The sequence below is a fragment of the Luteibacter sp. 621 genome (assembly GCF_050435445.1).
Taxonomy (GTDB): Bacteria; Pseudomonadota; Gammaproteobacteria; order Xanthomonadales; family Rhodanobacteraceae; genus Luteibacter.
Genome location: NZ_JBNDKI010000023.1, coordinates 54,148 through 77,312 on the forward strand (window position 1 = coordinate 54,148; position 23,165 = coordinate 77,312).

The 23,165-nt window shown below is 63.7% G+C and carries 25 protein-coding genes and 1 tRNA gene; 16 read left to right on the plus strand and 10 right to left on the minus strand.

Going from position 1 to position 23,165, the window contains the following annotated elements; genetic code table 11:
• Positions 1 to 393: 393 nt before the first annotated feature.
• The 3 genes from ABIE56_RS19600 (at position 394) to ABIE56_RS19610 (ending at position 2,225) form a co-directional block, all read left to right on the plus strand.
• Entirely contained in the window at positions 394 to 567 is a 174-nt protein-coding gene (locus ABIE56_RS19600; protein ID WP_045831119.1) for a DUF1328 family protein, read from the plus strand.
• 77 nt (positions 568 to 644) lie between these two features.
• Positions 645 to 1,142 carry a DUF4142 domain-containing protein gene (locus tag ABIE56_RS19605; protein WP_429245490.1) on the plus strand — a complete coding sequence of 166 codons (498 nt, stop codon included), beginning with the start codon at positions 645 to 647 and terminating at the stop codon, positions 1,140 to 1,142.
• A gap of 54 nt (positions 1,143 to 1,196) precedes the next feature.
• The gene (locus ABIE56_RS19610; protein WP_429245491.1) at positions 1,197 to 2,225 is read left to right on the plus strand and encodes a D-cysteine desulfhydrase family protein; all 1,029 of its coding nucleotides are present in this window, start codon (positions 1,197 to 1,199) and stop codon (positions 2,223 to 2,225) included.
• A gap of 53 nt (positions 2,226 to 2,278) precedes the next feature.
• On the opposite strand, the gene ABIE56_RS19615 is transcribed toward ABIE56_RS19610, so the two are convergent.
• From ABIE56_RS19615 to ABIE56_RS19625, 3 genes are read right to left on the minus strand one after another with little or no spacing between them, the layout of a single operon-like run.
• Positions 2,279 to 3,586 (minus strand): sensor histidine kinase, encoded by a 1,308-nt coding sequence (locus tag ABIE56_RS19615; protein ID WP_429245492.1) that lies wholly within the window; start codon positions 3,584 to 3,586, stop codon positions 2,279 to 2,281.
• Complete coding sequence (locus ABIE56_RS19620) at positions 3,583 to 4,323, minus strand: response regulator (protein ID WP_429245493.1); 741 nt, start codon at positions 4,321 to 4,323, stop codon at positions 3,583 to 3,585. Before ABIE56_RS19620 ends, ABIE56_RS19615 begins: the two co-directional genes overlap by 4 nt.
• Before the next feature lie 44 nt (positions 4,324 to 4,367).
• Positions 4,368 to 4,913, minus strand: a complete 546-nt coding sequence (locus ABIE56_RS19625) for a thioredoxin family protein (RefSeq protein WP_429245494.1) — start codon at positions 4,911 to 4,913, stop codon at positions 4,368 to 4,370.
• Positions 4,914 to 5,161: 248 nt separating this feature from the next.
• On the opposite strand from ABIE56_RS19625, the gene ABIE56_RS19630 reads away from it, so the two are divergent.
• From ABIE56_RS19630 to ABIE56_RS19660, 7 genes are all read left to right on the plus strand, one after another.
• The gene (locus ABIE56_RS19630; RefSeq protein ID WP_429245495.1) at positions 5,162 to 5,578 is read left to right on the plus strand and encodes an organic hydroperoxide resistance protein; all 417 of its coding nucleotides are present in this window, start codon (positions 5,162 to 5,164) and stop codon (positions 5,576 to 5,578) included.
• Positions 5,579 to 5,610: 32 nt separating this feature from the next.
• Positions 5,611 to 5,886 (plus strand): BufA1 family periplasmic bufferin-type metallophore, encoded by a 276-nt coding sequence (locus ABIE56_RS19635; protein WP_429245496.1) that lies wholly within the window; start codon positions 5,611 to 5,613, stop codon positions 5,884 to 5,886.
• Positions 5,883 to 6,338 (plus strand): DoxX family protein, encoded by a 456-nt coding sequence (locus ABIE56_RS19640; protein WP_429245497.1) that lies wholly within the window; start codon positions 5,883 to 5,885, stop codon positions 6,336 to 6,338. Before ABIE56_RS19635 ends, ABIE56_RS19640 begins: the two co-directional genes overlap by 4 nt.
• A gap of 34 nt (positions 6,339 to 6,372) precedes the next feature.
• Entirely contained in the window at positions 6,373 to 7,140 is a 768-nt protein-coding gene (locus ABIE56_RS19645) for an alpha/beta fold hydrolase (RefSeq protein WP_429245498.1), read from the plus strand.
• Positions 7,141 to 7,194: 54 nt separating this feature from the next.
• Positions 7,195 to 7,482, plus strand: a complete 288-nt coding sequence (gene bufA2, locus ABIE56_RS19650; RefSeq protein ID WP_429245499.1) for a BufA2 family periplasmic bufferin-type metallophore — start codon at positions 7,195 to 7,197, stop codon at positions 7,480 to 7,482.
• Positions 7,483 to 7,594: 112 nt separating this feature from the next.
• On the plus strand, positions 7,595 to 8,440 hold the full coding sequence (gene bufB / locus ABIE56_RS19655; protein WP_429245500.1) for an MNIO family bufferin maturase: 846 nt from the start codon (positions 7,595 to 7,597) through the stop codon (positions 8,438 to 8,440).
• The gene (locus tag ABIE56_RS19660; protein WP_429245501.1) at positions 8,437 to 9,204 is read left to right on the plus strand and encodes an HvfC/BufC family peptide modification chaperone; all 768 of its coding nucleotides are present in this window, start codon (positions 8,437 to 8,439) and stop codon (positions 9,202 to 9,204) included. Before bufB ends, ABIE56_RS19660 begins: the two co-directional genes overlap by 4 nt.
• A gap of 28 nt (positions 9,205 to 9,232) precedes the next feature.
• Here the strand turns inward: ABIE56_RS19660 and ABIE56_RS19665 are convergent, their stop codons facing one another.
• Positions 9,233 to 9,538, minus strand: a complete 306-nt coding sequence (locus ABIE56_RS19665; RefSeq protein WP_429245502.1) for a hypothetical protein — start codon at positions 9,536 to 9,538, stop codon at positions 9,233 to 9,235.
• A gap of 118 nt (positions 9,539 to 9,656) precedes the next feature.
• Between ABIE56_RS19665 and ABIE56_RS19670 the strand changes: the two genes are divergently transcribed.
• Positions 9,657 to 10,349 (plus strand): response regulator transcription factor, encoded by a 693-nt coding sequence (locus ABIE56_RS19670; protein WP_429245503.1) that lies wholly within the window; start codon positions 9,657 to 9,659, stop codon positions 10,347 to 10,349.
• Entirely contained in the window at positions 10,333 to 11,670 is a 1,338-nt protein-coding gene (locus ABIE56_RS19675) for a sensor histidine kinase (protein WP_429245504.1), read from the plus strand. Before ABIE56_RS19670 ends, ABIE56_RS19675 begins: the two co-directional genes overlap by 17 nt.
• 80 nt (positions 11,671 to 11,750) lie before the next feature.
• Here ABIE56_RS19675 and ABIE56_RS19680 read toward each other — a convergent pair whose 3' ends face one another.
• The 6 genes from ABIE56_RS19680 to ABIE56_RS19705 form a co-directional block, all read right to left on the minus strand.
• Positions 11,751 to 12,236, minus strand: a complete 486-nt coding sequence (locus ABIE56_RS19680) for a discoidin domain-containing protein (protein ID WP_429245505.1) — start codon at positions 12,234 to 12,236, stop codon at positions 11,751 to 11,753.
• Positions 12,233 to 13,234, minus strand: a complete 1,002-nt coding sequence (locus tag ABIE56_RS19685; protein ID WP_429245506.1) for a sterol desaturase family protein — start codon at positions 13,232 to 13,234, stop codon at positions 12,233 to 12,235. The genes ABIE56_RS19680 and ABIE56_RS19685 overlap by 4 nt, the downstream gene beginning before the upstream one ends.
• 95 nt (positions 13,235 to 13,329) lie before the next feature.
• Complete coding sequence (locus ABIE56_RS19690; protein ID WP_429245507.1) at positions 13,330 to 14,142, minus strand: hypothetical protein; 813 nt, start codon at positions 14,140 to 14,142, stop codon at positions 13,330 to 13,332.
• Between the two features lie 32 nt (positions 14,143 to 14,174).
• Positions 14,175 to 14,251: transfer RNA gene (locus tag ABIE56_RS19695), tRNA-Arg, on the minus strand.
• Positions 14,252 to 14,309: 58 nt separating this feature from the next.
• Positions 14,310 to 15,215 (minus strand): LytTR family DNA-binding domain-containing protein, encoded by a 906-nt coding sequence (locus ABIE56_RS19700; RefSeq protein ID WP_429245508.1) that lies wholly within the window; start codon positions 15,213 to 15,215, stop codon positions 14,310 to 14,312.
• A gap of 142 nt (positions 15,216 to 15,357) precedes the next feature.
• Positions 15,358 to 17,256: a M61 family metallopeptidase gene (locus ABIE56_RS19705; protein ID WP_429245509.1), complete on the minus strand. Its 1,899-nt coding sequence runs from the start codon at positions 17,254 to 17,256 to the stop codon at positions 15,358 to 15,360.
• Between the two features lie 250 nt (positions 17,257 to 17,506).
• Here ABIE56_RS19705 and ABIE56_RS19710 point away from each other — a divergent pair, with 250 nt between their 5' ends.
• The 4 genes from ABIE56_RS19710 (at position 17,507) to ABIE56_RS19725 (ending at position 23,113) form a co-directional block, all read left to right on the plus strand.
• Positions 17,507 to 18,148 carry an outer membrane protein gene (locus ABIE56_RS19710; RefSeq protein ID WP_429245510.1) on the plus strand — a complete coding sequence of 214 codons (642 nt, stop codon included), beginning with the start codon at positions 17,507 to 17,509 and terminating at the stop codon, positions 18,146 to 18,148.
• Positions 18,149 to 18,297: 149 nt separating this feature from the next.
• A complete protein-coding gene (locus tag ABIE56_RS19715; protein ID WP_429245511.1) occupies positions 18,298 to 18,939 on the plus strand; it encodes an outer membrane protein in 642 nt (213 codons plus the stop codon).
• Between the two features lie 169 nt (positions 18,940 to 19,108).
• Complete coding sequence (locus tag ABIE56_RS19720; RefSeq protein ID WP_429245512.1) at positions 19,109 to 19,750, plus strand: outer membrane protein; 642 nt, start codon at positions 19,109 to 19,111, stop codon at positions 19,748 to 19,750.
• A gap of 318 nt (positions 19,751 to 20,068) precedes the next feature.
• Positions 20,069 to 23,113: a TonB-dependent receptor gene (locus ABIE56_RS19725; protein WP_429245513.1), complete on the plus strand. Its 3,045-nt coding sequence runs from the start codon at positions 20,069 to 20,071 to the stop codon at positions 23,111 to 23,113.
• Positions 23,114 to 23,165 lie beyond the last annotated feature (52 nt).

A 23,165-nucleotide genomic window follows, 5' to 3' on the forward strand; every position in this document is an offset into this window, starting at 1 on the left:
ACGATCCTCCCCTGCCCCGGCGGCTGCAACGCCCGGCCAGGCAAAGGCCTTGTGACTACCTTGCAGAAATCGCTGGCGCGCCCAGTGCGTGTCACGACACGCCCATTCAGGCACCCGCAAGCTTACGGCTCGTGTAGGAGCGCGCTTGCGCGCGATAGGCCCCCCATCAGCCGAAAACCCTAAGTAAACCTACGGTTCGGTTCAGCCCCCGCGCAGCTATGTGAGCAATCCGCCAATACGCGGTGAGCCGTGACCTCACCGTGTGAAGACGGCTCTTTCAGGATCCCAATGCTCGAATGGCACCCAACCTGACGCGGCCAATGCCGTGCGGGCGTTGGCCAGTGAAGGCCGGCACTTTTGATCCGCTTCCCGCACCTCTCGAGGAGAACCCACATGCTTTATTGGGCCGTCGTCTTTTTCATCGTTGCCATTGTTGCTGCCATCTTCGGCTTTGGCGGTATCGCCGCCGGTGCTGCCAGCATCGCCAAGATCCTGTTCGTCGTGTTCCTGATCCTGTTCATCCTGTCGCTGCTGTTCGGCGGCCTGCGCCGCGGGCCTCGCTTGTAACGCGCTGTAACGCACACGCCCCATGGAACGCCCCGGCCACGCGCCGGGGCGTTTCTCTATCTACCGGAGTGGAAGCCATGCGCCTTGTTGCCTGTGCCGCCGTTGCCCTGCTTGCCGTGGCTGCCCACGCCCAACAGCCCGCAAAGATCTCCACGGCCGACACCGATTTCATCCGGCGTGCGAGCAGCGCGGGCCTGACCGAGATCGCCCTGGGCAAGCTCGCCGCGGAACAGGCATCCAGCGATTCGGTGAAGAAGTTCGCTGCGCGCATGGTCGAGGACCACACCCGCACCAACGAGGAGTTGGGCAAGTTGGCAGGCAGCAAGGGCGTGCAGGTAGCGCTCGCCCCGGAACCCGCGCAACAACAGGAAATCGACACGCTGAAGCATCTGGAAGGAGCGAAGTTCGATCGTGCCTATTCCGATGCCATGGTGCGCGACCACAAGCTCGCGACGGGGCTCTACCAGTTGGAGGCAGACAAGGGCGAGGACCCGGAGATTCGGGATTTTGCCCGCAAGCAGCTACCGGTGCTGAAGAAGCACGAGGACCTGGCGGACGACCTTCCGCCGTTCTGAGCAACCGCGGGCGACCGGCGTACACTTCGCCTTTTCGCCATCGGACGAACCGCCATGGGTGTGCCTTCGCTCTCGACGCTGGATGCCTTACCTCGTATCGATCTGCTGGATGGACCCACACCGATCCAGCGGCTGGAGCGCATCGAGCGGGCGCTGGCGCTGCCCGAGCGCGGCATTCGCCTTTACGCGAAGCGCGACGATCTCATGTCGCTGGGCGGCGGCGGGAACAAGCTACGCAAGCTGGAGTATCACATGGGCGGCGCGCTCGCCGAGGGCGTGGATACGGTGGTCAGCGTGGGCGGCGTGCAATCGAACCATGCGCGCCTTACCGCTGCCACATGCGCACGCCTTGGCCTCGCGTGCGAGCTGATCCTTGCGCGCATGGTGCCGCGCGATGGCGACGACTACGAGAAGAACGGCAACGTGCTACTCGATGAGCTTTTCGGCGCGAAGCCGGCGATCCTTCCGCGCGGAGAGAACGCGCTCGATCACGCGAACGCGCGCGCCGAAACGCTGCGCGCAGCCGGCCACAACGTGCTTGTGCTGCCCACCGGTGGTTCAACCCCGCTGGGGGCGTTGGGCTACGCCCGCTGCGCCCGTGAGATCGCGCGGCAGGAAGAAGCTCGCGGCAGCCGTTTCGATCGGGTCATCGTGCCCAACGGTAGCGCGGGGACGCAGGCGGGGCTGGTGGCCGGCTATGCGGCGATGGGAAGGGATACACGCACGATCCGCGCTTATGCCGTGCTCGCTACCGAGGAGCGCGCAAGGGAGGCGGCACGCGACCTGGCAAATGCGGCCCTTGGCCTGCTCGGCAACGAAGGCTCGCTCACGTCGGGCGATATCGAGGTCGATGGCAGTGAGCTGGGTGACGGTTACGGCGTGCCCACCGATGCCATGTTGGCCGCAGTCCGGCTTATGGCATCGCAGGAAGGCGTGTTGCTGGATCAGGTGTATTCGGGCAAGGCGTTTGCGGGGTTGCTGCGCGATTTACGCAGTGGCGTGGTTCGCGAGGGTGAGGATGTGTTGTTCGTGGTGACGGGTGGGACGCCGGGGTTGTTTGCGTATCGTGAGGTGTTTGGGTAATCGTGGATCGCGCGCAAGCGCGCTCCTACACAAGACCTGCGATCCATGATGCCTCAGGGTAAGGTCACCCGCGCGATCAACCCACCACCCGCGCGGTTCGCCAAGCGTAAATCGCCACCAATCGAGCGCATCAGCTGCACGGCGATCGCCAGGCCCAGGCCTGCGCCACCGGTATCACGGCTACGCGAACCCTCCAGCCGGTGGAAGGGCTGGGTGACGTTCTCCAGCTCGGATTCGGGAATACCCGGCCCGCGATCCGCCACGGTAATCGACAACACGCCCTCCGCGCTCCGGCAACTCGCCACCTCCGCAGTGCCGCCATACTTGATCGCGTTATCAATCAGGTTGGTCAACACGCGGCGCAGCGCACGCGGCCGCACCATGGCGGCACCATGCGCCAGCTCGTCCAGCACAACCGGCTGGCCCACGTCCTGGTAATCGAACACCAGGCTTTCGATAAAGGCCGCTGGGTCCATCTTCACCGGCGCTTCGTCGCCACCGTGCGCGCTACGCGCGTAGGCAACACCTTCGCGCACCAGGTGCTCCATCTCTGCCAGGTCATCCAGCAGGCGCTCGCGCTCCGGGGCGTCATCAAGCGATTCCACGCGTAAACGCATACGTGTGATCGGTGTCTGCAAATCATGAGAGATGGAAGCCAGGATATGCAGGCGCTCCTTCAGGTAACGGCCAATGCGATCCTGCATGGCGTTAAACGCCACCGCAGCCTTCGCGACTTCGGTGGGGCCCTCTTCGCTCATGTGGCTCGGGTCCGCGGTGGGCGACATGGATGCCGCGGCACTGGCGAGCTTCGCCAGCGGTCGCGTGGCGAGCCTTACCGCCAGCCACGTGGCGGCAAGCAGCACCACCATCTGCAACAGGAAGACGAACGGAAGCCAGTCGGCCATGGCCGGTGGATGGGGGTTCACCTCGAGGGTAAGCGGTGCGCCGTCGCGCAGCGTGAGGTGCACCTGGTAGCGCTCGGGCTTCATCGACACCGTTTGTGCGTGCACGCCGTAGGCCGCCCCCACCTCGCGGGTGATGCGCTGGGTGACGTCACGCGAGCGCTCGGTGGTGAGCGGCTGCCCGGGCTCACCGGGGCCCAGGATGAAGAAGTAGTTGTCGCGCCGAAGGCGTGGCAGCCACCGGGCGCGCTCATTCGCTGGCAACCGATCCAGGATGGCGACCGATGTGCCGACCTCATGTTCAAGCGTATTGAGCATGACCGTCGTCGCACTCTGGTAGCGCTCGATGGCCGAGAGTCCGAACGAAACACCATAGGCCAGCAACAGCCCGGAGAAGAGGATGAGCGAAAGCCGCGAGGCCATGCTCCGCGGCAGCCACGCCAGCGTGGCGCGCGTCATGCACCACCCTCGGCGACGGTGACCGGCATGCTGAACACGTAACCTTCGCTGCGAACCGTCTTGATATACGCCTGCTCCTTCGCATCATCCTGCAGGCGCTGGCGCAGGCGGCTTACCTGCAGATCGATGCTGCGATCAAACAATTCAGCGTCGCGGCCCTGGGTCAGGTTCAGCAACTGGTCGCGGGTGAGCACGCGTTGGGGATGGTCCAGAAATACGCGAAGCAAGCGGTATTCCGCGCCGCTCAGCGAGATCACGGTGCCTTCTTCGTCAAGCAGGTGGCGAGCCGTGGTATCGAGCCGCCACGTGCCAAACGCCAGCATCTCGGTCGCTTCGGTAATGCGCAGGTTCGGCGGCAGCATGCGCGTTCGACGGATCACCGCCTTGATGCGCGCCAGCAGCTCGCGCGGCGAGAACGGCTTGGTGAGGTAATCATCGGCGCCCATTTCCAGGCCAATGATGCGATCGGTTTCATCGTCCCGCGCGGTGAGCAACAGGACGGGAATGGCCTTGTGCTTGCCCGCGCGCAGGTTGCGGCACAAAGCCAGCCCGTCATCGCCCGGCATCATGATGTCGAGCACCACCAGGTCGAATGCCGAGGCTTCGAGTTGGGTGAACATCTCACGCCCATCCGCGGCGGCCGTGGCGCGCAGGCCGTTCTTGCGCAGGTAATCGACGACGCCCGTGCGGATGCCGTGGTCGTCGTCGACAACGAGGATATGGTCGATATGTTCCATGCGGTTGCTTCGTCTCGTTCAAGCCAGGTGGTTCATCGCGCGTATCAGCCCTTGCCCAGCAGCTGGCGCACCTTTGCTTCGGTGGTGTCGTAGTTTCCCTCGCCGAAGTGCTGGTACACAACGTGGCCTTGCTGGTCCACGAGGTACAGCGCCGGCCAGAACTGGTTATTCCAGGCGTTCCAGGTAGCGTTCTCGTTATCCACCGCCACCGGCCAGTCGATGCCGAAGCGGCGGATGGCCGCCTTGACGCTAGCCGGGTCGCGCTCCTCGTCGTACTCGGGTGTGTGTACGCCAACAACCACCAGGCCGTCGTTCGCGTACTTGTCGTAAAGCTCCTTGGTGTGCGGCAGTACGTGCAGGCAGTTGATGCATTCGTTGGTCCAGAACTCCACCAGCACCACCTTGCCGCGCAGGTCCTTCATGCTGAGCGGCTGCGAATTGAACCAGTGGTCGATACCGGTGAACTCCGGCGCCATGCCGGCGGCAGGCGCCTGATCGCCGGCGCGGGCGATGCCGGATAGCCCCGGCCAGGCAGCCGCCAGGCCGACGCCCAGCGCGAAAACGGTAAGCACTCTAAAGAAAACGTTCATGGTGGCCTCGGGTCAGGTGGGTACGGCTTGCATTAAAGGCGTGCCGTTTGTCCCGGGGATGTCCTGCGAGGGGGCTTTTTGTATCGAAACGTACAAAGCCGGCGGCTTTGTATCGAAACGTATCCAGACGGGCGCAGGACACATTGCGATGCGATTTGGCGCGGGTGGCGACACAAGCGGGATACGCCCGGACGTTTTCATGTGCACCACCGGCTGACACCAGCCACCCACTGCACAAGGACACGACCATGAGCCAGATCGATACCGTTCTCTACACCGGCAAGACCCGCACCACCGGCGGCCGCGACGGCCGCGCCACCAGCACCGACGGCGCCCTGGATATCAAGCTCACCCCGCCGGGTGGCCATGGCGGCGGCACGAACCCCGAGCAGCTGTTCGCCGCGGGCTGGTCCGCCTGCTTCATCGGTGCCATGGGCCTGGCCGCCGCCGAACGCAAGATCCGCCTGCCGCAGGACACCGCCGTGCAGGCCGAAGTGGACCTGGGCACCGGCGCAGGCGGCTACTTCCTGCAGGCCCGCCTCAACGTGAGCCTGCCCGGTATCGACGCCGAGACGGCCCAGGCCCTGATCGAAGCGGCTCACCGCACCTGCCCGTACTCCAAGGCCACCCGTGGAAACATCGACGTCGCCATCCAGCTCATCTGATCCCCCTGCCCGAACCCACCAAGGAACCCCCCATGACCCGCACCTACAGCACCCTTGCCGCCACGCTCGCCCTCGGCCTCGCGGCCATTGCCGGCGGCGCACATGCCGATGAAGCGAAGAAGCCGATGGAGAAGTGCTACGGCGTGGCCAAGGCCGGCCAGAACGACTGCGCCGCTGGCGCCGGCACGAGCTGCGCCGGGACGTCCAAGACCGATTACCAGGGCAATGCCTGGAAGCTGGTCGATAAGGACACCTGCGTCACGATCAAGACCCCGAAGGGCCACGGCACCCTCGAGGCGAAGGCGTGAGTGCCTTTGTACCCGCCGTTCGCAAGGCACCCGCGGCAACAGGCTTGCTGTCGCGGGTGATTCCCGAAAGTGCGCTGCTGCTCGTGGCGCGCCTGGGCATCGCGGCGGTGTTCTTCCAGTCCGGCCGCACCAAGGTCGAAGGCTTGCTCACCATCAAGGCCTCCACGTATGACCTGTTCGAATCGGAATACGCGCTACCGCTGATTCCTTCGCACGTTGCCGCGCACCTGGCGACCTATGCGGAGCACGTGTTTCCGATACTGCTTCTGCTTGGCCTGTTCACCCGCACCTCGGCGTTCGCATTACTGGCGATGACCACGGTCATCGAGGTGTTTGTGTACCCCGACGCATGGCCCACGCATCTGTCCTGGGCGGGGCTGCTACTCCCGCTTATCGCACGCGGCGGTGGCACCTGGTCGCTCGACCAGCACCTTTTCCCACCGCGCCGCTAATACCCCCTTTCCCACCACCGCAGGCTTACCCACCATGCGTAAGAGCATCCTCTTCGCGCTGACCGCGCTCGCCCTGGGCACCGGCTCGGCCAGCTTCGCCACCGATGCCACCCCCGCCCCAACCGGCGTGAAAAACATCGTGATTGTCCCTGGCGCCTTCGTCGATGGCTCCGGCTGGCGCGTCGTCCACGACATCCTGATCCACAAGGGCTACCACGTGAGCGTGGTGCAGCCGCGCATCGAAACCCTGGCCGATGATGTCGACCAGACCCGCGAGCAGATCCGCAAGCAGGATGGTCCGGTCGTGCTGGTGGGCCACAGCTACGGCGGTGCCGTGATCACCCAGGCCGGTGCCCGCGACAAGGTCGCCGCGCTGGTCTACGTCTCGGCCCTGGTGCCGGAAGTGGGTGAGAGCGTATCGCAGCTGGTCGGCTCCATGCCCGCCCCGAGCAACGATATTGAAGCAACCCGCGACGACCACCTGTTCTTCAACGAAGCAAAGTTCGGCACCGATTTCGCCGGTGACCTCACGAAGAACCGCACCGATTTCATGGCCGTCTCGCAGGTGCCTGCCGCCAAGGCCGCTTTCAACGCCACGCTGCCCGTCGCCGCATGGCACACCAAGCCCACCTGGGCCGTCGTCAGCACCCAGGACCACGCGCTCAGCCCCGATCTCCAACGCTGGATGTACAAGCGCGCCCATGCGCACGTGACCGAGGTGGAAGGCAGCCATGTCTCGTACATCTCGCAGCCGGAGAAGGTCGCCGCGGTGATCGAAGAAGCCGCGCGCGACGCGAAATAAGCGCAAGCAACACCCCCAAGCCCTACGCCATTCCACTTCCGGGAGACACACCTGATGAATACCACCGCCACCAAGTCCCGCTCGACCTTCGCTGGCGCCGCCGCGCTGGTCGCCATCGCCATCGCTCAGTTCGCCACGCCGGCGCACGCCGCCGACAAGCCCGCCGCTGCGAAGGAAGAGCTTTCGCGCTGCTATGGCGTGAACACCTGCAAAGGCACCAGCCTCTGCGCCACCGCCAAAAACGACTGCAAGGGCCTGAACACCTGCAAGGGCCAGGGCGTGGTCGTGAAGCTGCCCAGCGAGTGCAAGGCCGCCGGCGGCACGCTGACCGAGCCGCAGTAAGCCACCTTCCTGCCGGCGATATCCCAGGCCCTTGTAGGAGCGTGCTTGCACGCGATCCCGACACCCTCGCAAACCCCATCGCGCGCAAGCGCGCTCCTACAGGAGGCATGACATGACAACATCGATTCCCACCTTCGCCGGCTATGGCCTTGGCCTGCGCAAGGAGCACTACCGCGATTTCCTCGAGGGCAACGTCCCGGTGGATTTCGTCGAGGTGATCTCGGAAAACTTCATGGTGGATGGCGGCCAGCCACGCGACATTCTCCGCCGCATCCGCGAGAAGCACCCGGTCGCCATGCACGGGGTTTCCTTGTCGATCGGGTCGTCCGATGGCCTGGACCGCGACTACCTGCGCCGCCTGCGCGCACTGGCCGACGAGATCCAGCCACTGTTCGTTTCCGACCACCTGAGCTGGTCGCGCGTCGCCGGCTTTTCATCGCACGACCTGCTGCCCGTGCCCTACACCGCCGAAGCACTCGCCATGGTCTGCCGCAACATCGATATGGCTCAGGAGGCGCTGGGCCGCCCCATGCTGTTTGAGAACCCCTCCAGCTACGTGGCGTTTGAAGGCGCCGAGATGGCGGAGTGGGAGTTCATCGACGCGATGGCGCGGCGCACGGGCTGCGGGCTGCTGCTCGACGTGAACAACGTCTTCGTCAGCGCACACAACCATGGATTCGATGCACACGCCTTCCTTGCCGGCATCCCTGCCGCACATGTCCGCCAGATCCACCTGGCCGGGCATACCGAAGGCCCCGGCTTGTTGATCGATACGCACGATCAGCCGGTATGCGATGACGTGTGGTCGCTCTATGCCACGGCACGCTCGTTGCTGGGCGATGTCGCCACCATGATCGAGCGCGATGATGCGATCCCGCCGCTACCCGAGTTGCTGGACGAGCTCGGCATCGCCCGCGCCATCGGCTACCACGAAGATGCGCGCAGGGAGGCGGCATGAACCTCGCCACGCTACAGGCTCGCTTCCGCGAATGGCTGGTGACGGGTGACGAGGCCGACGCTGCGGCATTTGGCGCGGGCGCCACGCCTGGCCTCAACGTCTACCAGAACAACTACCGCCTGCAGCTGACGGGTTGCCTTGAGGTCAGCTACCCGCTGCTTCGCCGGTTCATCGGTGAGGAAGCCTTCCGCGTCGCCGCCATCACCCATATCGACCAGAATCCACCGCGAGGGTGGACGCTTGATCATTATGGTGCTGACTTCGCCGCGACATTACGAACGCTCTATCCACACAATCCTGACCTTGACGAACTTGCATGGATCGAATGGATGCTTGGCGAAGCCTTTGTGGCAAAGGATGTCGCCGTGCTATCTCAAGACATGTTGGATGGCGTTGACTGGGATGCGGCGACGCTGGTGTTGTCGCCCAGCCTGCGGATCCGCCGCGCCGCCACGAATGCCGACGACGTATGGGCGGCGCTTCGTGATGGCCAAGAGGACATCGAGAGCGAGATGTTTTCCTCGCGCGCTGGCTTTGCCATCTGGCGCCAGGACAACCTCTCCCGCCTGCGCCGCATGGACGATATCGAGACCAGCGCGCTATTCGGTCTGGGCAGTGATCCTGCGTTCGGGGCGCTGTGCGATAGCCTCGTCGAAAGGCTGGGCGAAGCAGAAGGCATACAACGTGCGGGGCAGCTACTCGCCGCGTGGTTGGCCTCCGGCATCGTCGTAGGTATCGTCATGAACGAATCAGACGGCCGCTGACAAGGCCCTCGCAGCCTTGGGCCCCCGCTTATCGGCCAGGAACGGCGACGACCGCACCCGCGCCATGGGCGAACAAATCATCATTCGGCTGCGGGCCGATCTGGCGCTTTGGCCGGCGGGGGAACGGCTTTACGTTGCTGGCATGGCGAGTACGGCTGAGGATATCCAGCAGGAACGCGACCACCTCCGGCCCGCGGCCGTGGAAGGCCAGTTCGACCGGGCGGCCGCCGAGGGCCTCGATGTGGGTCTCGAAGAACCACGCCCAGACCTGGGCGCGGTCGGGCTCGATGAGCTCGGCCAGGGTGACGATGCGGCGAATAATTCCGTAATGCATGGCGGGGGGACGCCCTTGGGGGGAACGTGCATGGTCCCCGGGGCCACATTGCCAGAACATTGCCGCCCCTTCAGGGGCCACCCGGTACGATTTAGCTTACGTTAGGTGTGGGCGGGCCATGCGGATACTCCTGGTTGAAGACGAAACCGAACTGGCGGACGCCTTGCGTACGGCGCTGGAGCAGCATGGGCTGGTGATCGATGTGGCGCCAAACCTGCTCCAGGCCAGCGAGGCCTTGCGCCTGTGCGTGCATGACCTGGTGGTACTCGATCGCCAACTGCCCGATGGCGATGGGGTCACCCTGATCGCAAAGGCGCGGGAATGCCTGCCCGGGGTTCCCGTGATCGTACTGACCGCTCGTGGCTCGCTCGCGGATCGCATTGCCGGCCTGGATCTCGGCGCGGACGATTACCTGGTGAAGCCCTTCGCGGTCGAGGAACTGCTTGCGCGCATCCGCGCGGTGTCCCGCCGCCAGTCGCCGCGTGATATTCCCCGCGCCACCATCGCCAACCTGTCGTTCGATTTCGGTGCGCACGAGGCCTTCATCGGCCCGACGCCACTGCGGCTGCCGCGGCGCCAGCTTCTCGTGCTGGAGGCCTTGTGCCTGCGTCATGGCCGCACGGTCTCGCGCAATGACCTGCTCGAAGCGGTGTACGACTTCGATGATGAGATCCAGTCCAACGCACTGGATGCCCACATTTCCAAGCTGCGCCGCTCGCTGGATGACGCAGGTGCGGAGGTCGATATCCACGTGATTCGTGGTATCGGCTACTTGTTGCGGAGCAAGGTGCAGCATGTCAAGACACGGTAAATCCCTGGCATGGCAGCTCACCCTGCGCATCGTCCTGCCGCAGGGCCTGATCATGATGGCGGCGTTCCTGATCCTGGGCTACCAGATTCATCGGGACAGCGTGTCGTACGTGGCTCCGAAGCTGGTCGAAGAAGTGCAGGATTCGCTGGTCCCCGCGCACGACGGCGGCATCACCCTCTCGCCAACGAAGGCCTTGCGTGAAGCCATGCAGGGCTACCCCGACCTGTGGATCGTGGCTCGTGATGAAGCAGGCCACACTTACCAGCAGGGCACGCCGCCTGCCAGCCTTTCGCCCCTGATCGATCGACTCGACCGTCTTGCTGCCTCCGACATCCACGGCTCGCGCGCGCCGTATACCGACACGGCCGCCATCCGCGTGGTGGCATGGAAGTTCCGCAAGGTGCACTTCATCATGGGCGGGGCATCGACAACCTCGGCAGGCGGGCTCACCACCATGGTCGCGGATTACCTTACCTGGCGCCTGTTGCTACCGACGGTATTGGCGACGTTGATCATCGTGCCGATCATCGTGCGCCGCTCCATGCGCAGCGTGAGCGCGGTGGCACGGCATGCCGATGCGATCGACGTGGAAAAGCGCGGCGCAAGGCTCGCTGACCAGACTGTACCCCATGAGATCCAGCCCCTCGTTCGCGGCTTCAACGCCGCATTGACTCGTGTGAGCGAAGGTTACGACGTGCGCGACCGCTTCCTCGCCAGCGCGGCACACGAGCTGCGTGCACCGATTGCCATCCTGCGCACGCGCATCGAGGCCATGGACCCCGGCCCTGAGCGGACGCGCCTCATCGGCGACGTCGCGCGGCTATGGAACCTGGCGGAGCAGCTGCTTGACCTGCAGCGCTTCAATGGCGACGCCGCGGCGTGCCAGCGTCTCGACCTTGCCAGGCTCGCCTCCGATACGGTGGCCGACATCGCACCGGTTGCCGTGGAATCAGGCAATGACATCGCCTTCGACGGGCCGGGCACACCGGTATGGGTGAAGGGCGATGCACTCGCGTTATCGCGCGTGCTGATGAACCTGATCCAGAACGCGATGATGCATGCGGGCGACGAAGGCACGATCAGCGTGGCGGTGAACGCGTTCGGCGAGCTTTCCGTCACGGACGAAGGCCCTGGCGTCCCCCTGGAAGAACGCGACCGCATCTTCGAACCCTTCTACCGGACCCGCCCGAGCAGTACGGGCACGGGGCTCGGCCTGCATCTTGCGCGGCAGGTGGTGGAGCGCCATGGCGGCAGCATCGACGTGGCTGATGTCGAACGTGGCGGGGCGTGCTTCAGGGTGCGGCTACCGCTCGCTGACTGACCGTTGCATCATGCCTCCGGCAGCTCTCCGTTCCGCTCGAGCCGAAGAGCAAGCCGGGCCGTGCGCCGTGATGTACGCGGCTACCAGACTTCCACTTCATAAATCCGCGTGGCGGGATCATCCGTCTGCGTCGGCTTTGTCACGTCGAGCTCGACGTAGCGGGCCTGCATTGGCGTGATGCGGTGCTCAGTGACGCTGGCAGTATTGGCCGTCACATCAACCACCGATTTCCAGTCCTGGCCGTCCTGGGATACGCGCACGGTGAACGCTCGCGTGTTCATCTCGTTGGGCTCGTCACCCGCACCGGCATGCCTGATCGTGAAGCCCGACACCTGCTCCACCCGCCCGAGGTCGATCCTGAGCCAGCTCGGGACCTCCTTAGTGCAGAACTTATCCTGAGTCTTGCTGGCCAGCTTCCCATTCACCGCCTTCACGGCTTCCTCGCCAGGTTTACAGATGGGCGATCCGGTGACGGCCTTGCCAAGCGCGAGATCGACATGCGCCGCATGGGAAGTCATGGACATGCCGAGAAGGCCGGCAACGACGAGGCATGCGAATGTTTTCATGAACGAACGCCTCGAAGATCCATTCCTGCCAGCTCCTGCTTGGCAACCCGGGCGGTCTTGTGATTTCCGTCGTGACTCCACCCCGGCGGCATGACGAGATACATGAATTTGTTGCGTATGCCGGGCGCATGCCAGACATCCTTGCCGAGCAGGTAGAACTCACCCAGGTAAGCATCCGTCACGCTGTACGGCTTCATCGGGCGAGTGATGCCGTACTCGATCTGCACGTCATCGCGCTCTTCAATGTACGTACCGAACAACCGATCCCATATCGGAAGCAGGTTGCAGAAGTTGGTGTCCATGTACACGACATTGCGGGCGTGGTGCACGCGATGGTGCGATGGCGTGAGGATGATGCGATTCAACACGCCGAGCCTGCCGTTCTTCAGTACATTTTCGCCGACGTGGATGAAGCTGCCCCAGAAGCCATCGATAATCATGATCAGCACGAGCAGTGGCGGGCTCACGCCAAGGACCATGCAGATGGTGGTGCGCACGAAGTCCGCGTAGGCGGCCTCCAGGAAGATATGCGAGTAGTTGACGCTCATGTTCATCGCCACGGGGGCGTGATGCGTGGAATGCAGGCACCACAGGATCCGCACCTTGTGCGCGAGGAAGTGATAGACGAAGTGGGAAAGCTCCCAGGCGACATAGCCGTAGAGCACGCCGTACCACGTCAGGCCCGCCTGGAAGAGTGCGAAACGCTGGAACAGGCCGATGCACAGCCCGACCACGGCGATGGTGATGAAGCTGCCGATGAACCGGTTGAGCACCATGACCAGCAAGGGCACCTGGTAATGCTCGCGCCTGAAGGTCTTCAGGGCGACGCTGCGCAGCAACTCGAAGATAAGCAGCAGGGGCAGGATCGGGTTGAGCGCGGCGCCGAACCCATCCACCGTGAGCAGCGCGCGGTAGTCACCCCTGGCGATCAGCTCGAGCAACGGGCCGAGCCCGAAGAAATCGAGCACCTGGCCATGGAGCCATCCGATCACATCCATCGTAAGCACCGCCCCCAATGTGACTGAACGTTCGGTTTAACACGATCTAATAGTCACATCAAGGCGAGTCCGGGATGGGTGTGACGGTGATCCTGTTAATGCTCCTGCAAAGGCTTTCCTGCAGCGGGAATCCATGTCGAGAGGCGCAGCAGGGCCGACGCGCGCGCGGCGTCGATCGGTTCGGGGCGCGTCTGTGCCGACAACGAGGCACGCGTTTTCTGCCCAAGAAAGTAGGCGACGCGTTCGGCGTTGGCACCCGATGGATGCGGGAGGCCTGCAAGAACCTGCTCCGGCCTGAGCAGCCCCTGCGCAACGACACGGTCGCACGCGACCTGCGCCGCGGTGCCGAACGGGATAAACATCGCATGGGTGAGATGCGTGCACTCAAGGGCGAAGTAGCTATCGATTTGCGCCAGGAGGAACGGGTTGCGCTCGACGCCAGCGCCGTTGAAGTTCTTCGCGCCGACGAACACGGGATACCGCAGCGCCGCGGAAAAGTGCACGAGGTCGGTGTGCGTGGTCCAGAGTTCTGCGGTGGAAGCGATATCCAGCTGGGTCGCGACACCGAGGAAGTCGAGCATCCGCACAAGCGTGCGGCGAATGGGCCCCGACCAGCTCGCGGCGTGTTTGGCCGCGGCCGCGGCGCTCACGTCGTCGCTACCCGCGAGCAGTTCGCGCCGCGCCGTCTCCAATGCCACCAATGCCTGGGCCCGCCCCGGGGAAAGGCCGACCAGGACCAGCCGTGCGTCGGGATTCAGGTGGTCGAACGGGGCGTAGTAAACGGCATGGCGGGCATCGTTCGCCATGCGCAGGGCATCTGGCAACGGCAGGTGCGCGGCAAAGTCCAGCGCCGGATCCCTCAGGATGCCTTCGTAGCGATGGAACAACGGCAGGGAATCGGTAGCCATGCGTCGTGGCCGGCCGCGAAAGCGGCGAAGAATGGCGCGCCCGGAGGGATTCGAACCCCCGACCAATGGCTTCGGAAGCCACTACTCTATCCGGCTGAGCTACGGGCGCGTATCTGAGCGGACCGGCATTGTAGCCGTATTGGCCGCCGCTGGCCTAGCCTTGGTTGTCAGGCACGGACTACGGCGGGTTCAGCGCCCGCCGCCACGGCGCGTAGGGCTTCCCGGTAGCGCCGGCTGCAGGGCAGTACCGTCCCATCGGCCATGTGCAGGCGGGCCTCGCCGGCGTCCAGCGGCTCGATCGAGGTCACCTGGGCCAGTTGCACCACGTAGCTGCGGTGGGCGCGTACGAACACGGCGGGGTCCAGCTTGGCCTCCAGCGCGGCGAGCGTGCTGCGCAGCGGGTAATCACGGCCACGTACCCGCAGGTTCACGTAGTTTCCCGATGCCTGGGCCCATTCGATATCGGCCGTGGCCACCAGAAAGTCGCGGCCCAGCTTGCGCACCAGGAAGCGTTCGGGGCGGTCGACCGGCTCCACGGGCACCCCTTCATCGGGCTCCGCCAACAGGCTCGCCTCGCCTTTCATTTGCCGGCCGAACCATTCCACCGCGTGGCTCAGGGTGACGATAAAGAAAAACGTGCGTACGTCTTTCAGGTATTCATAGACGAACTGGAGCAGCAGATTGCCGGGATCGTACCGGTCACCGCCCAGTGTGTATCCCAGCAGCCGCAGCAGATCCATGCCAGCGATATGCAGCACGCACCACACGACGCTGCCTGCAACGTAATACGGCACGTAGCGCCGCCACGTGTCGGTGTGCAGGGGCCAGCGATCGCAGGCCATGAGCAGGAAGGGCAGGAGCAGCAGCGAGACCAGCGGGCTGCTAACCTCGTTGATGACGATGTGCCACGTGGTGACGGGCACGTGGTAGCGATCGGCATCGATCCGGTTGGTCAGCACGTTGCCGATCGCGGCGGTGCCGAAGATCACCCCCCAGAACAAGAACATGAGCCAGCGCCGGCGGCGGTGGGCGGCGTCGAGTTGCTGGCCGGGGGGCGTGGGCGTCGGTTCCATGACCGGGAGTGTAGCTCTTGTGCGGGGGCATGCCTGCGCGCAATGGCGGCCTGCGGGAAACCCTATCGCGCGCAAGCGCGCTCCTACAGGGGATGCGCCACGCGGGTTAAAAAAAAGGGCCCCTTGCGGGGCCCTTTCGTGCTTATTTTGCCTTGTACAGCTGGCTCAGCCAGTCGGGCTTGCTGCTGTCGCGCTCGAGGTGCGGGTACATCAGGCCATCGTGGTATTCGATCTTGATCGTCTTGTAGGTGTCGAAGTTCTTCACCAGCAGTTCGATCGGGGCCGAGGTGCCCTTTGCGGCGGTCACGGCATCCTTCAGCGCATCGCCGTCGAATTCCTTGCCGTTCACGGCCACGATGTGCATACCCGGCGAGAGACCGGCGTTGAAGGCCGGGCTATCCCAGCGCACGTCGGAGATGTCGCCCTTCGACGACACGCCGAAACCGGCCGAGTAGGTCAGGTCGGTGTAGTGGCGGCGGGCTTCGAACGCCTTCACGGCTTCCGACGGCTTGTCGTTGTAGACCAGCTTCCAGCCACCACGCTCGATACCTTCAAGGTCGCCCTTGTGGCCATCGACGCGATCGCGCAGGTACTTCGCCCAATCGTACGGCGCGATGCCGTTGAGGGTCGAAGCCACTTCGTCGAAGGTGTACGGGTTGACCTTCCAGTCACCGTCCTTCATGCCGAAGAACGCCTTGGCGAAATCATCCAGCGAGCGCTTGTTCTTGGTCAGTTCGCGCAGCTTCGTATCCACGTCCAGCCAGATCATCTGGCCGCCCGAATAGTAGTCTTCGCTCATCTGGTAGTTGCGGTACGAGAGCGGGCGGCGCTGGGCGATCGTCGGATCGTTGGTCGTATCCTGGATGTTGCGCCAGGACAGGCCCGGGCGGCCCTTGTCGTAGGTAGCGGCAACCAGCGCGAGCAGGTCACGCGCCTGGTCCTGCGAGACGAGGCCCGAACGGGCGGCAACCACGTTGCCCCAGAACTGCGTCTGGCCTTCGTAGACCCACAGCAGGCTGTCGCCCATCGGGACATTGAAGCTCGGGGTCGACAGATCCGCACCGCGACGGTACTTGCCATCCCACGAGTGGTTGTACTCATGGGCCAGCAGGTCACGGCCCAGCCAGCTCTTGTCCCACTCGGTGAAGTAGTTGGGCGAGGCGCTGTTTTCCGAGGAGCGGTGGTGCTCCAGGCCGATGCCGCCGAGCTTGTCGGTCAGCGCCAGCAGGAAGTCGTAGTGGTTGTAGTGACGCGCGCCGTACAGCTTGTCCATCTGCTTGACGAGGTTACGGTGGATCTCGAGCGCTTCCGGCTTGATCTCCAGCGACTTGGCGCTGTCGGCCACGATGTTCAGGTGTACCGGCGAGCGGCCGTTCGGATCCAGGTCCACGCGCTTGAAGTAGCGGCCGGCGAAGATCGGCGAATCGACCAGGTCGTCGAAGTTGATGTTCTTGAAGGTGACGGTGTCGCCGTCCTTGCTGGCCTGCTCAAGCGCTGTACCGAACTGGAAGCCGGTCGGCAGCTTCACCGATGCCTCGAACTGGACCTGGTCAGCGCGGTAGCCAGCCGGGTACAGGGCCACCTGGTTCCACTGGACGTTGACGATGTCCGGGGTCATCACGATGCGGCCCTGGCGCGTGTCCTGCGGGGTCAGGGTCTGGAATTCCAGATCCACCGACGAGGCGCCGGCGGGCACGTCCACGTGGAAGGCGTAGACGTTGTACTCGTCACGGGTCCATTCCAGGCGCTGGCCGTTGGCCTTGACGATCAGGCCGGCGAACTGGTCGATCGGGCCGGTCGGCGAGTGGTGGCCGGGGATCCATTCCGGGAACAGCAGGGTCAGCTTGCCGGGCTGGGCCGGCACGGTTTCCTTGACGCGGAAGATGCGGTGGTCGGTATCCGTGGCATCGACGACGACCTTGACGGTGCCGTTAAACGGGCCGTCCTTGATGGCCGGGACATCATCCGCAGCGAAGGCGGCCGTAGCGCCGATACCGGCCAGGGCGGCCAGCAGCGCGGAAGCAAGAAGGGTGGATTTCAAAAGATTCTCCCGTGGAGCGTGTGGATCGCCGGGCCGTCCTGCCTGCGAGTGGGTACGCGCGGTCCCCTGCGGTCCGCGCAAGCCCCCGATGCTAAAGGTCACGGTACGGGGTCTCCCTATGCCAGAGGTCACGGGACCGGGAATACCTGTCATGGCATCGCAAGTTAAAACGACGTAAAATCCTGCTGCCCACAGGGGGCACGCCAGCGAAGGGGCTGGCGGGGACATTTCAAGGACTCAGGGACAACTCATGCAAAAGGTTCTGCTCTCGGTGGCTGCGGCCGCCGCAATTTCGTTCGTTTCGCTCTCGGCCAGCGCCGCGACCCATGACGGCGCGTTCATTGGCGTCAATGGTGGTGGCTCGCAGTTCGACATCAGCCATTCCAATTTCAGCGACAAGAACGACACGGCTTACGGTGCCGTTACCGGTTATCGCTGGGTCGTCGACCGCCCGTTCGCGATTGGCGTCGAAGTTGGCTACGTGGACCTCGGCAAGATGACCGCCGTCAGCAGCATCGATGGCCCAGGCTACGTTGATAACTTCACGTACAAGTTCAAGAGCAAGGCCGTTCTGCTCGGCGCTAACGGCAAGTGGGATTTGCCTCACGGCTTTACCATCACTGCACGCGCAGGCATCGCTCACTCCCGCAGCAACTACACCATCGATTCGCACGCCGAATTCATGGGCGGAACGGACGACTCCCGCGTTTACGATGTCCAGTCCACTGACAATGCAATCTACGCCGGGCTCGGCTTTGGGTACGACTTCAACGAGCACGTCGGCATTACCGCGACGTATGACCACTACGCGCTGAAGGCGGAAGATGTCACCGGCGACAAGCGCACCGTGAACGTCGGCGTGTTCGGCGGGTCCCTGGAGTATCGCTTCTGATAGCGCCCCGGCGGCCATGACAGCGGTCTGTGACGGACGTCACGAGCAGCTGTCATGGCAGCCATCCCCAAACCCTCGTAAGATAACGCCGCCCCAAGGGCACGCCGGCAACGGGGCCGGCGCACTTACAAGGACACAGGGACTTCATCATGCAAAAGGTTCTGCTCTCGGCGGCCGCGACTGCCGCCTTCTCGCTCACCTCGTTCTCTGCCGCTGCGGTGACCCAGCAGGGCGCCTTCATCGGCATTAACGGCGGCAGCTCGCATTACAGCCTGAACCACTACAACACGAACTTTAACGATTACAACGACACGGCCTTTGGCGCCGTCGCCGGCTACCGCTGGGTCGTTGATCGCCCTTTCGCGCTTGGCGTGGAGGCGGGCTATGTCGACCTGGGCCAGCTTAAAGCTGGGCAGGGCTACATCTCGTACAGCTACGAAGATAAATACAAAGGCCAGGCGCTCCTCCTGGGCGTCAATGGCAAATGGGACCTTCCCCACGGTTTCACCATTACCGCTCGCGGCGGCTTCGCGCACTCGCGCACAAAGCTTGATGAACGCGTCACGTACAACAATTACTACAACAACACATACCCGACTGATCACTATCACGAAACGTCCAACGACAACGGCTTCTACGCTGGCGTAGGATTCGGCTACGACTTCAGTGAAAATATCGGTGTGACGCTGACCTATGACTACTATGGCCTGAAAGCCCACGACATCACCGGTGATCATCACACCATCGATGTGGGCGTCACTGGCGCGGCCCTTGAATACCGCTTCTGGTAATCCGCGTCGAGCTGCAAGTGTGGAAGCGGCCGCATTAGCGACCGCTTTCCTCGCGTCTCCCCGGGCTTGGCGCAACGGCGGCTCCGCGCCACGTAGCGTAAAATAACGCCGCCCCAAGGGCACGCCGGCAACGGGGCCGGCGCACTTACATGGACACAGGGACTTCATCATGCAAAAGGTTCTGCTCTCGGCCGCTGCGGCTGCCGCGCTTTCTCTCGCTTCTTTTTCCGCCGGTGCCGTAACCCAGAATGGCTGGTTTATTGGTGTGAACGGCGGCAGCTCGCATTACAGCGTCAGCCACACTTCGTTCGACGATAACAATGACACGGCGTTTGGCGCCGTCACCGGTTATCGTTGGGTCGTGGACCGCCCCTTCTCGCTGGGCGTTGAAGTCGGCTATGTCGACCTTGGAAAGCAGAAGGCGTCGGGTCGGCTCCTGTTCGAGGACAGCTACACCGACTATCGTGACCGCTTCAAGGGCGAGGCGCTGCTGATCGGCGCCAATGGCAAATGGGACCTGCCCCATGGGTGGACGATCACCGCACGTGCGGGCCTCGCACACTCGCGCACGAAGTACGACAGCAATTCGACGTACGTAGGCTGCTGCGGCAGCGAAAGCTTCAGCTACCACCAGGATTCGAACGACAACGGCGTCTACGGTGGCCTCGGTTTTGGCTACGATTTCAATGAAAACGTCGGCATCACCGTGACGTACGATCACTATGCGCTGAAGGCCGATGACATCACCGGCGACAAGCGCACGGTGAACGTCGGCGTCACCGGCCTCGCCCTGGAATACCGCTTCTGGTAATCCCCATCGTGGTGCAAGTGTAGAAACGGCCGCATTTGCGGCCGTTTTTTTGCCCACAGGCCACGATCGCACGTTTTTGATTTGGCCGCCTAAACCCCTATACAACCTTACGGTTCTTCGCTATAACCGTTAGCACGTGCTGCGACGCAGCACGCAAGGGATTCCGAACGGAAGCATCCATTCGTCACTCGCCCGCGGCCTTGCCGGCCGGGCTGGCCGAGTGCACCCAGGGGTTTGTCCATCGAAGCCATGACGGGGCCGTGCCGCGGCCCCGCAGGTAGCCGTGCGCCCAAAAACGTACCGAGGAGACGTTTTCCCATGTCCAGCCGTACCGCCCGCCCCCACCGCATCGCGCTTGCCGTGGCCCTTGCCCTGGCTGCGCCGGGGGCTTTTGCCCAGTCCACCACCGGCGGCATCTTTGGCCAGGTGCCCACCGCCGCCGGCCAGACGGTCGTTATCACCAGCGATACGGGCCTGAGCCGCGAGGTATCGGTCGACGACCGTGGCCGCTACAGCGCCGGCCAGCTGCCCCTGGGCACCTATACCGTAAGCCTCAAGGCCAACGGGCAGACCGTGGATACCCGCAGCAACATCGTGCTGAAGGTGGGCGCGGGTACCGAAGTGTCGTTCGTTAGCAAGGCCGCCGATGCGCAGGACCTCACCGGCATGACCGTATCGGCGTCGGCGCTGGCCAAGATCGACGTTTCCAGCATCGATTCGCGCACGGTCGTGACGTCCGAACAGCTCGCGAAACTGCCGCTGGGGCGCAACTCCGAGGCTATCGCCTTGCTCGCACCGGGTGTCGTGAACAATGGCGGTAACTTCAAGGGCGCGACCGGCAACTCGCTGGTGAGCTTCGGTGGTTCCGCTGCCTCGGAGAACGCTTACTACGTCAACGGCTTCGCCACGACCGATCCGTTGCAGGGTTTTGGCGGGTTATCGCTCCCCTACGGCGCGATCGAGCAGCAGGAGGTCTACACCGGTGGTTACAGCGCCCAGTACGGTCGCTCCGATGGTGGCGTTATCAACGTGGTCGGCAAGCGCGGCACCAATGAATGGCATTTTGGTGCGCAGGTGCTGTGGGAACCGGCATTTGCCCGTGCATCGCAGCGAAATCGTTACTACGAAAATGGCCTGCCGGCCTCCCCGCGCGCAGGCAACCTCTATGCGCCCGATAGTGAGAACAGCAGCGACAGCACCACCGTCAGCGCGTATGCCGGTGGCCCGCTGATCAAGGACAAACTGTTCGTGTTCGTGGCCGCGGAATACGAGCGCCAGCAAGGCAATACGGTGAACCCGGTCAGCGGCTACACCAGTACCAAGCCGTACGAGGATTACCGCTATAACTCGCCACGCTGGTACGGCAAGATCGACTGGAATATCACCGACAACCACATCCTTGAACTGACCGGTGCATCGGATAAGTACCAGACTTCGGGCACGGTCTACGATTACGACTATGCCTCACGCACGCGCCTGGGCCGCATCGGCGCCGATGACGATACGAAGAACGGCGGCGACCTGTGGACGGCCAAGTACACCGGCTACATCACGGATGACCTCACGATCAGCGCCCAGTACGGCAAGCTACACACCACCGCCTACGATTCCCCGGGCGGCTACGATCCCTCGCTCACCTACGTGGATGGCATCGTCAACCAGAACCCCGCCTTGAATGGCGGCGCGCCGCGCGGTAACTCACAGACAGTCTCCAGCCTGATCCCCGCCGGCAAGGGTAACCGCACCACCAACACTCGTATCGATATCACTTACAAGATCGGCGATCACACGATCACGGCGGGTATCGATAACCAGACCGCCACGGCGCTTGACCAGGGCTCGGTCACGTCCGGCCCCGGCGGGTACTCGTGGACCTACGGCCAGGGCGATCCGAATACGCCGATCTCCACGGGCCTTGGCGTGCCGGCCACCGGTGGCTTTCCGAACGGCGCGGGCGGCTACTACGTCATCCAGAACATCAACAGCAGCCTTGCCACGGTGCGCTCGACGCAGCGCGCGCAGTACATCGAAGACAAATGGCAGGTCTCCGACCGCTGGCTGCTCTCGCTCGGCATCCGCAACGACCAGTTCGAGAACTTCAACGCGGATAGCGACGCCTTCATCACCCAGCACAAGCCGCAATGGGCGCCGCGCCTGGGTGCCAGCTGGGATGTGAATGGTGATGCGACGTTCAAGATCTACGCGAACGCGGGCCGCTACTACCTCGGCCTGCCGCTGAATCCCGCCCTGAATGCCGCGGGCGGTGCGCTCACCACGTCGCAGTACTTCACCTACGGCGGGATCGCCGCCGACGGCACGCCGACGAACCTCACCGCCATCTCGGTGCCGGTAGCCGCGAATAACACCTTCGGTCAGCTGCCCGATCCCAAGACGGTGACGACCAAGGGCCTGAAATCCGAATACCAGGATGAATTCATCCTCGGCTTCACGAAGACGCTGGGTTCCGATTGGGTTTACGGCGCCAAGGCGACGCAGCGCATCCTGCGCAACGCCATCGACGACTACTGCGATATCGACCTGGTGCTGGCGAAAGCGCAGTCGCTTGGCTACAACGTCACCACCGACAGTAACCCGGTGAGCTGCTGGCTGTTCAACCCAGGCAAGGCCAACACGTTCAACCTGGTCGATACCTCGGGCAATTACGTGAGCGTACCGCTATCGAACAAGGAGTTCGGCTTTGAAGGGCTGAAGCGCCGCTACTACGCGCTGGAAACCTTCCTCGAGCACCCGTTCGCCGATGGCTGGTACGGCAAGGTGAGCTATACGTTCTCGCGCAGCTACGGCAACACGGAAGGCCAGCTTCGCTCAGACCTGTTCCGCGAATCGCGCGGCACCGGCCAGACCGCGGTATCGACCACCCAGGACTGGGATAACAGCTACATCATGGTCAACACGAACGGTGTACAGAACAACGATCACAAGCACCAGTTCAAGTTCTTCGGCTATTACCAGTTCACGCCCGAGTGGCTGGTCAGCGCGAACCTCAGCCTGATCTCCGGCGCGCCCAAGCCGTGCCTTGGCTATTTCGGCGAAGACCGCACCGATCCGGCGGGTTACGGCAACAGCTACCACTTCTGCTACGGCGAACCGTCGCCGCCGGGCAGCCATGGCCGCCTGCCGTGGATGCGGCAGCTGGATCTTGGCGCCACGTACCGGCCGGACTTTGCCCAGTCGCGACTGGCATTCAACCTCAATGTGTTCAACGTCACCAACGAGCAGAAGGTGCTGGCGATCTTCCCGAACTCGGAATCCAGCCCCAACCTGGCGAACCCGCTGTACGGCACGCCGACGGCGATGCAGCAGCCGCGGTACGTGCGCTTGAGCGTGAATTACGATTATTGATCGACAGGCGGTCGCGATGGTTTGTGCCATCGCGACCGTGGATCGCGCGCAA

Coding starts and splice junctions, on each gene's coding strand:
- ABIE56_RS19725 (WP_429245513.1), top strand. CDS start 20,069: ATGTCCAGCCGTACCGCCCGCCCCCACCGCATCGCGCTTGCCGTGGCC.
- ABIE56_RS19675 (WP_429245504.1), top strand. CDS start 10,333: ATGTCAAGACACGGTAAATCCCTGGCATGGCAGCTCACCCTGCGCATC.
- ABIE56_RS19625 (WP_429245494.1), bottom strand. CDS start 4,913: ATGAACGTTTTCTTTAGAGTGCTTACCGTTTTCGCGCTGGGCGTCGGC.
- ABIE56_RS19685 (WP_429245506.1), bottom strand. CDS start 13,234: ATGGATGTGATCGGATGGCTCCATGGCCAGGTGCTCGATTTCTTCGGG.
- ABIE56_RS19715 (WP_429245511.1), top strand. CDS start 18,298: ATGCAAAAGGTTCTGCTCTCGGCGGCCGCGACTGCCGCCTTCTCGCTC.
- bufB (WP_429245500.1), top strand. CDS start 7,595: ATGACAACATCGATTCCCACCTTCGCCGGCTATGGCCTTGGCCTGCGC.
- ABIE56_RS19635 (WP_429245496.1), top strand. CDS start 5,611: ATGACCCGCACCTACAGCACCCTTGCCGCCACGCTCGCCCTCGGCCTC.
- ABIE56_RS19610 (WP_429245491.1), top strand. CDS start 1,197: ATGGGTGTGCCTTCGCTCTCGACGCTGGATGCCTTACCTCGTATCGAT.
- ABIE56_RS19630 (WP_429245495.1), top strand. CDS start 5,162: ATGAGCCAGATCGATACCGTTCTCTACACCGGCAAGACCCGCACCACC.
- bufA2 (WP_429245499.1), top strand. CDS start 7,195: ATGAATACCACCGCCACCAAGTCCCGCTCGACCTTCGCTGGCGCCGCC.
- ABIE56_RS19615 (WP_429245492.1), bottom strand. CDS start 3,586: ATGACGCGCGCCACGCTGGCGTGGCTGCCGCGGAGCATGGCCTCGCGG.
- ABIE56_RS19605 (WP_429245490.1), top strand. CDS start 645: ATGCGCCTTGTTGCCTGTGCCGCCGTTGCCCTGCTTGCCGTGGCTGCC.
- ABIE56_RS19670 (WP_429245503.1), top strand. CDS start 9,657: ATGCGGATACTCCTGGTTGAAGACGAAACCGAACTGGCGGACGCCTTG.
- ABIE56_RS19665 (WP_429245502.1), bottom strand. CDS start 9,538: ATGCATTACGGAATTATTCGCCGCATCGTCACCCTGGCCGAGCTCATC.
- ABIE56_RS19600 (WP_045831119.1), top strand. CDS start 394: ATGCTTTATTGGGCCGTCGTCTTTTTCATCGTTGCCATTGTTGCTGCC.
- ABIE56_RS19710 (WP_429245510.1), top strand. CDS start 17,507: ATGCAAAAGGTTCTGCTCTCGGTGGCTGCGGCCGCCGCAATTTCGTTC.
- ABIE56_RS19660 (WP_429245501.1), top strand. CDS start 8,437: ATGAACCTCGCCACGCTACAGGCTCGCTTCCGCGAATGGCTGGTGACG.
- ABIE56_RS19620 (WP_429245493.1), bottom strand. CDS start 4,323: ATGGAACATATCGACCATATCCTCGTTGTCGACGACGACCACGGCATC.
- ABIE56_RS19690 (WP_429245507.1), bottom strand. CDS start 14,142: ATGGCTACCGATTCCCTGCCGTTGTTCCATCGCTACGAAGGCATCCTG.
- ABIE56_RS19680 (WP_429245505.1), bottom strand. CDS start 12,236: ATGAAAACATTCGCATGCCTCGTCGTTGCCGGCCTTCTCGGCATGTCC.
- ABIE56_RS19645 (WP_429245498.1), top strand. CDS start 6,373: ATGCGTAAGAGCATCCTCTTCGCGCTGACCGCGCTCGCCCTGGGCACC.
- ABIE56_RS19720 (WP_429245512.1), top strand. CDS start 19,109: ATGCAAAAGGTTCTGCTCTCGGCCGCTGCGGCTGCCGCGCTTTCTCTC.
- ABIE56_RS19700 (WP_429245508.1), bottom strand. CDS start 15,215: ATGGAACCGACGCCCACGCCCCCCGGCCAGCAACTCGACGCCGCCCAC.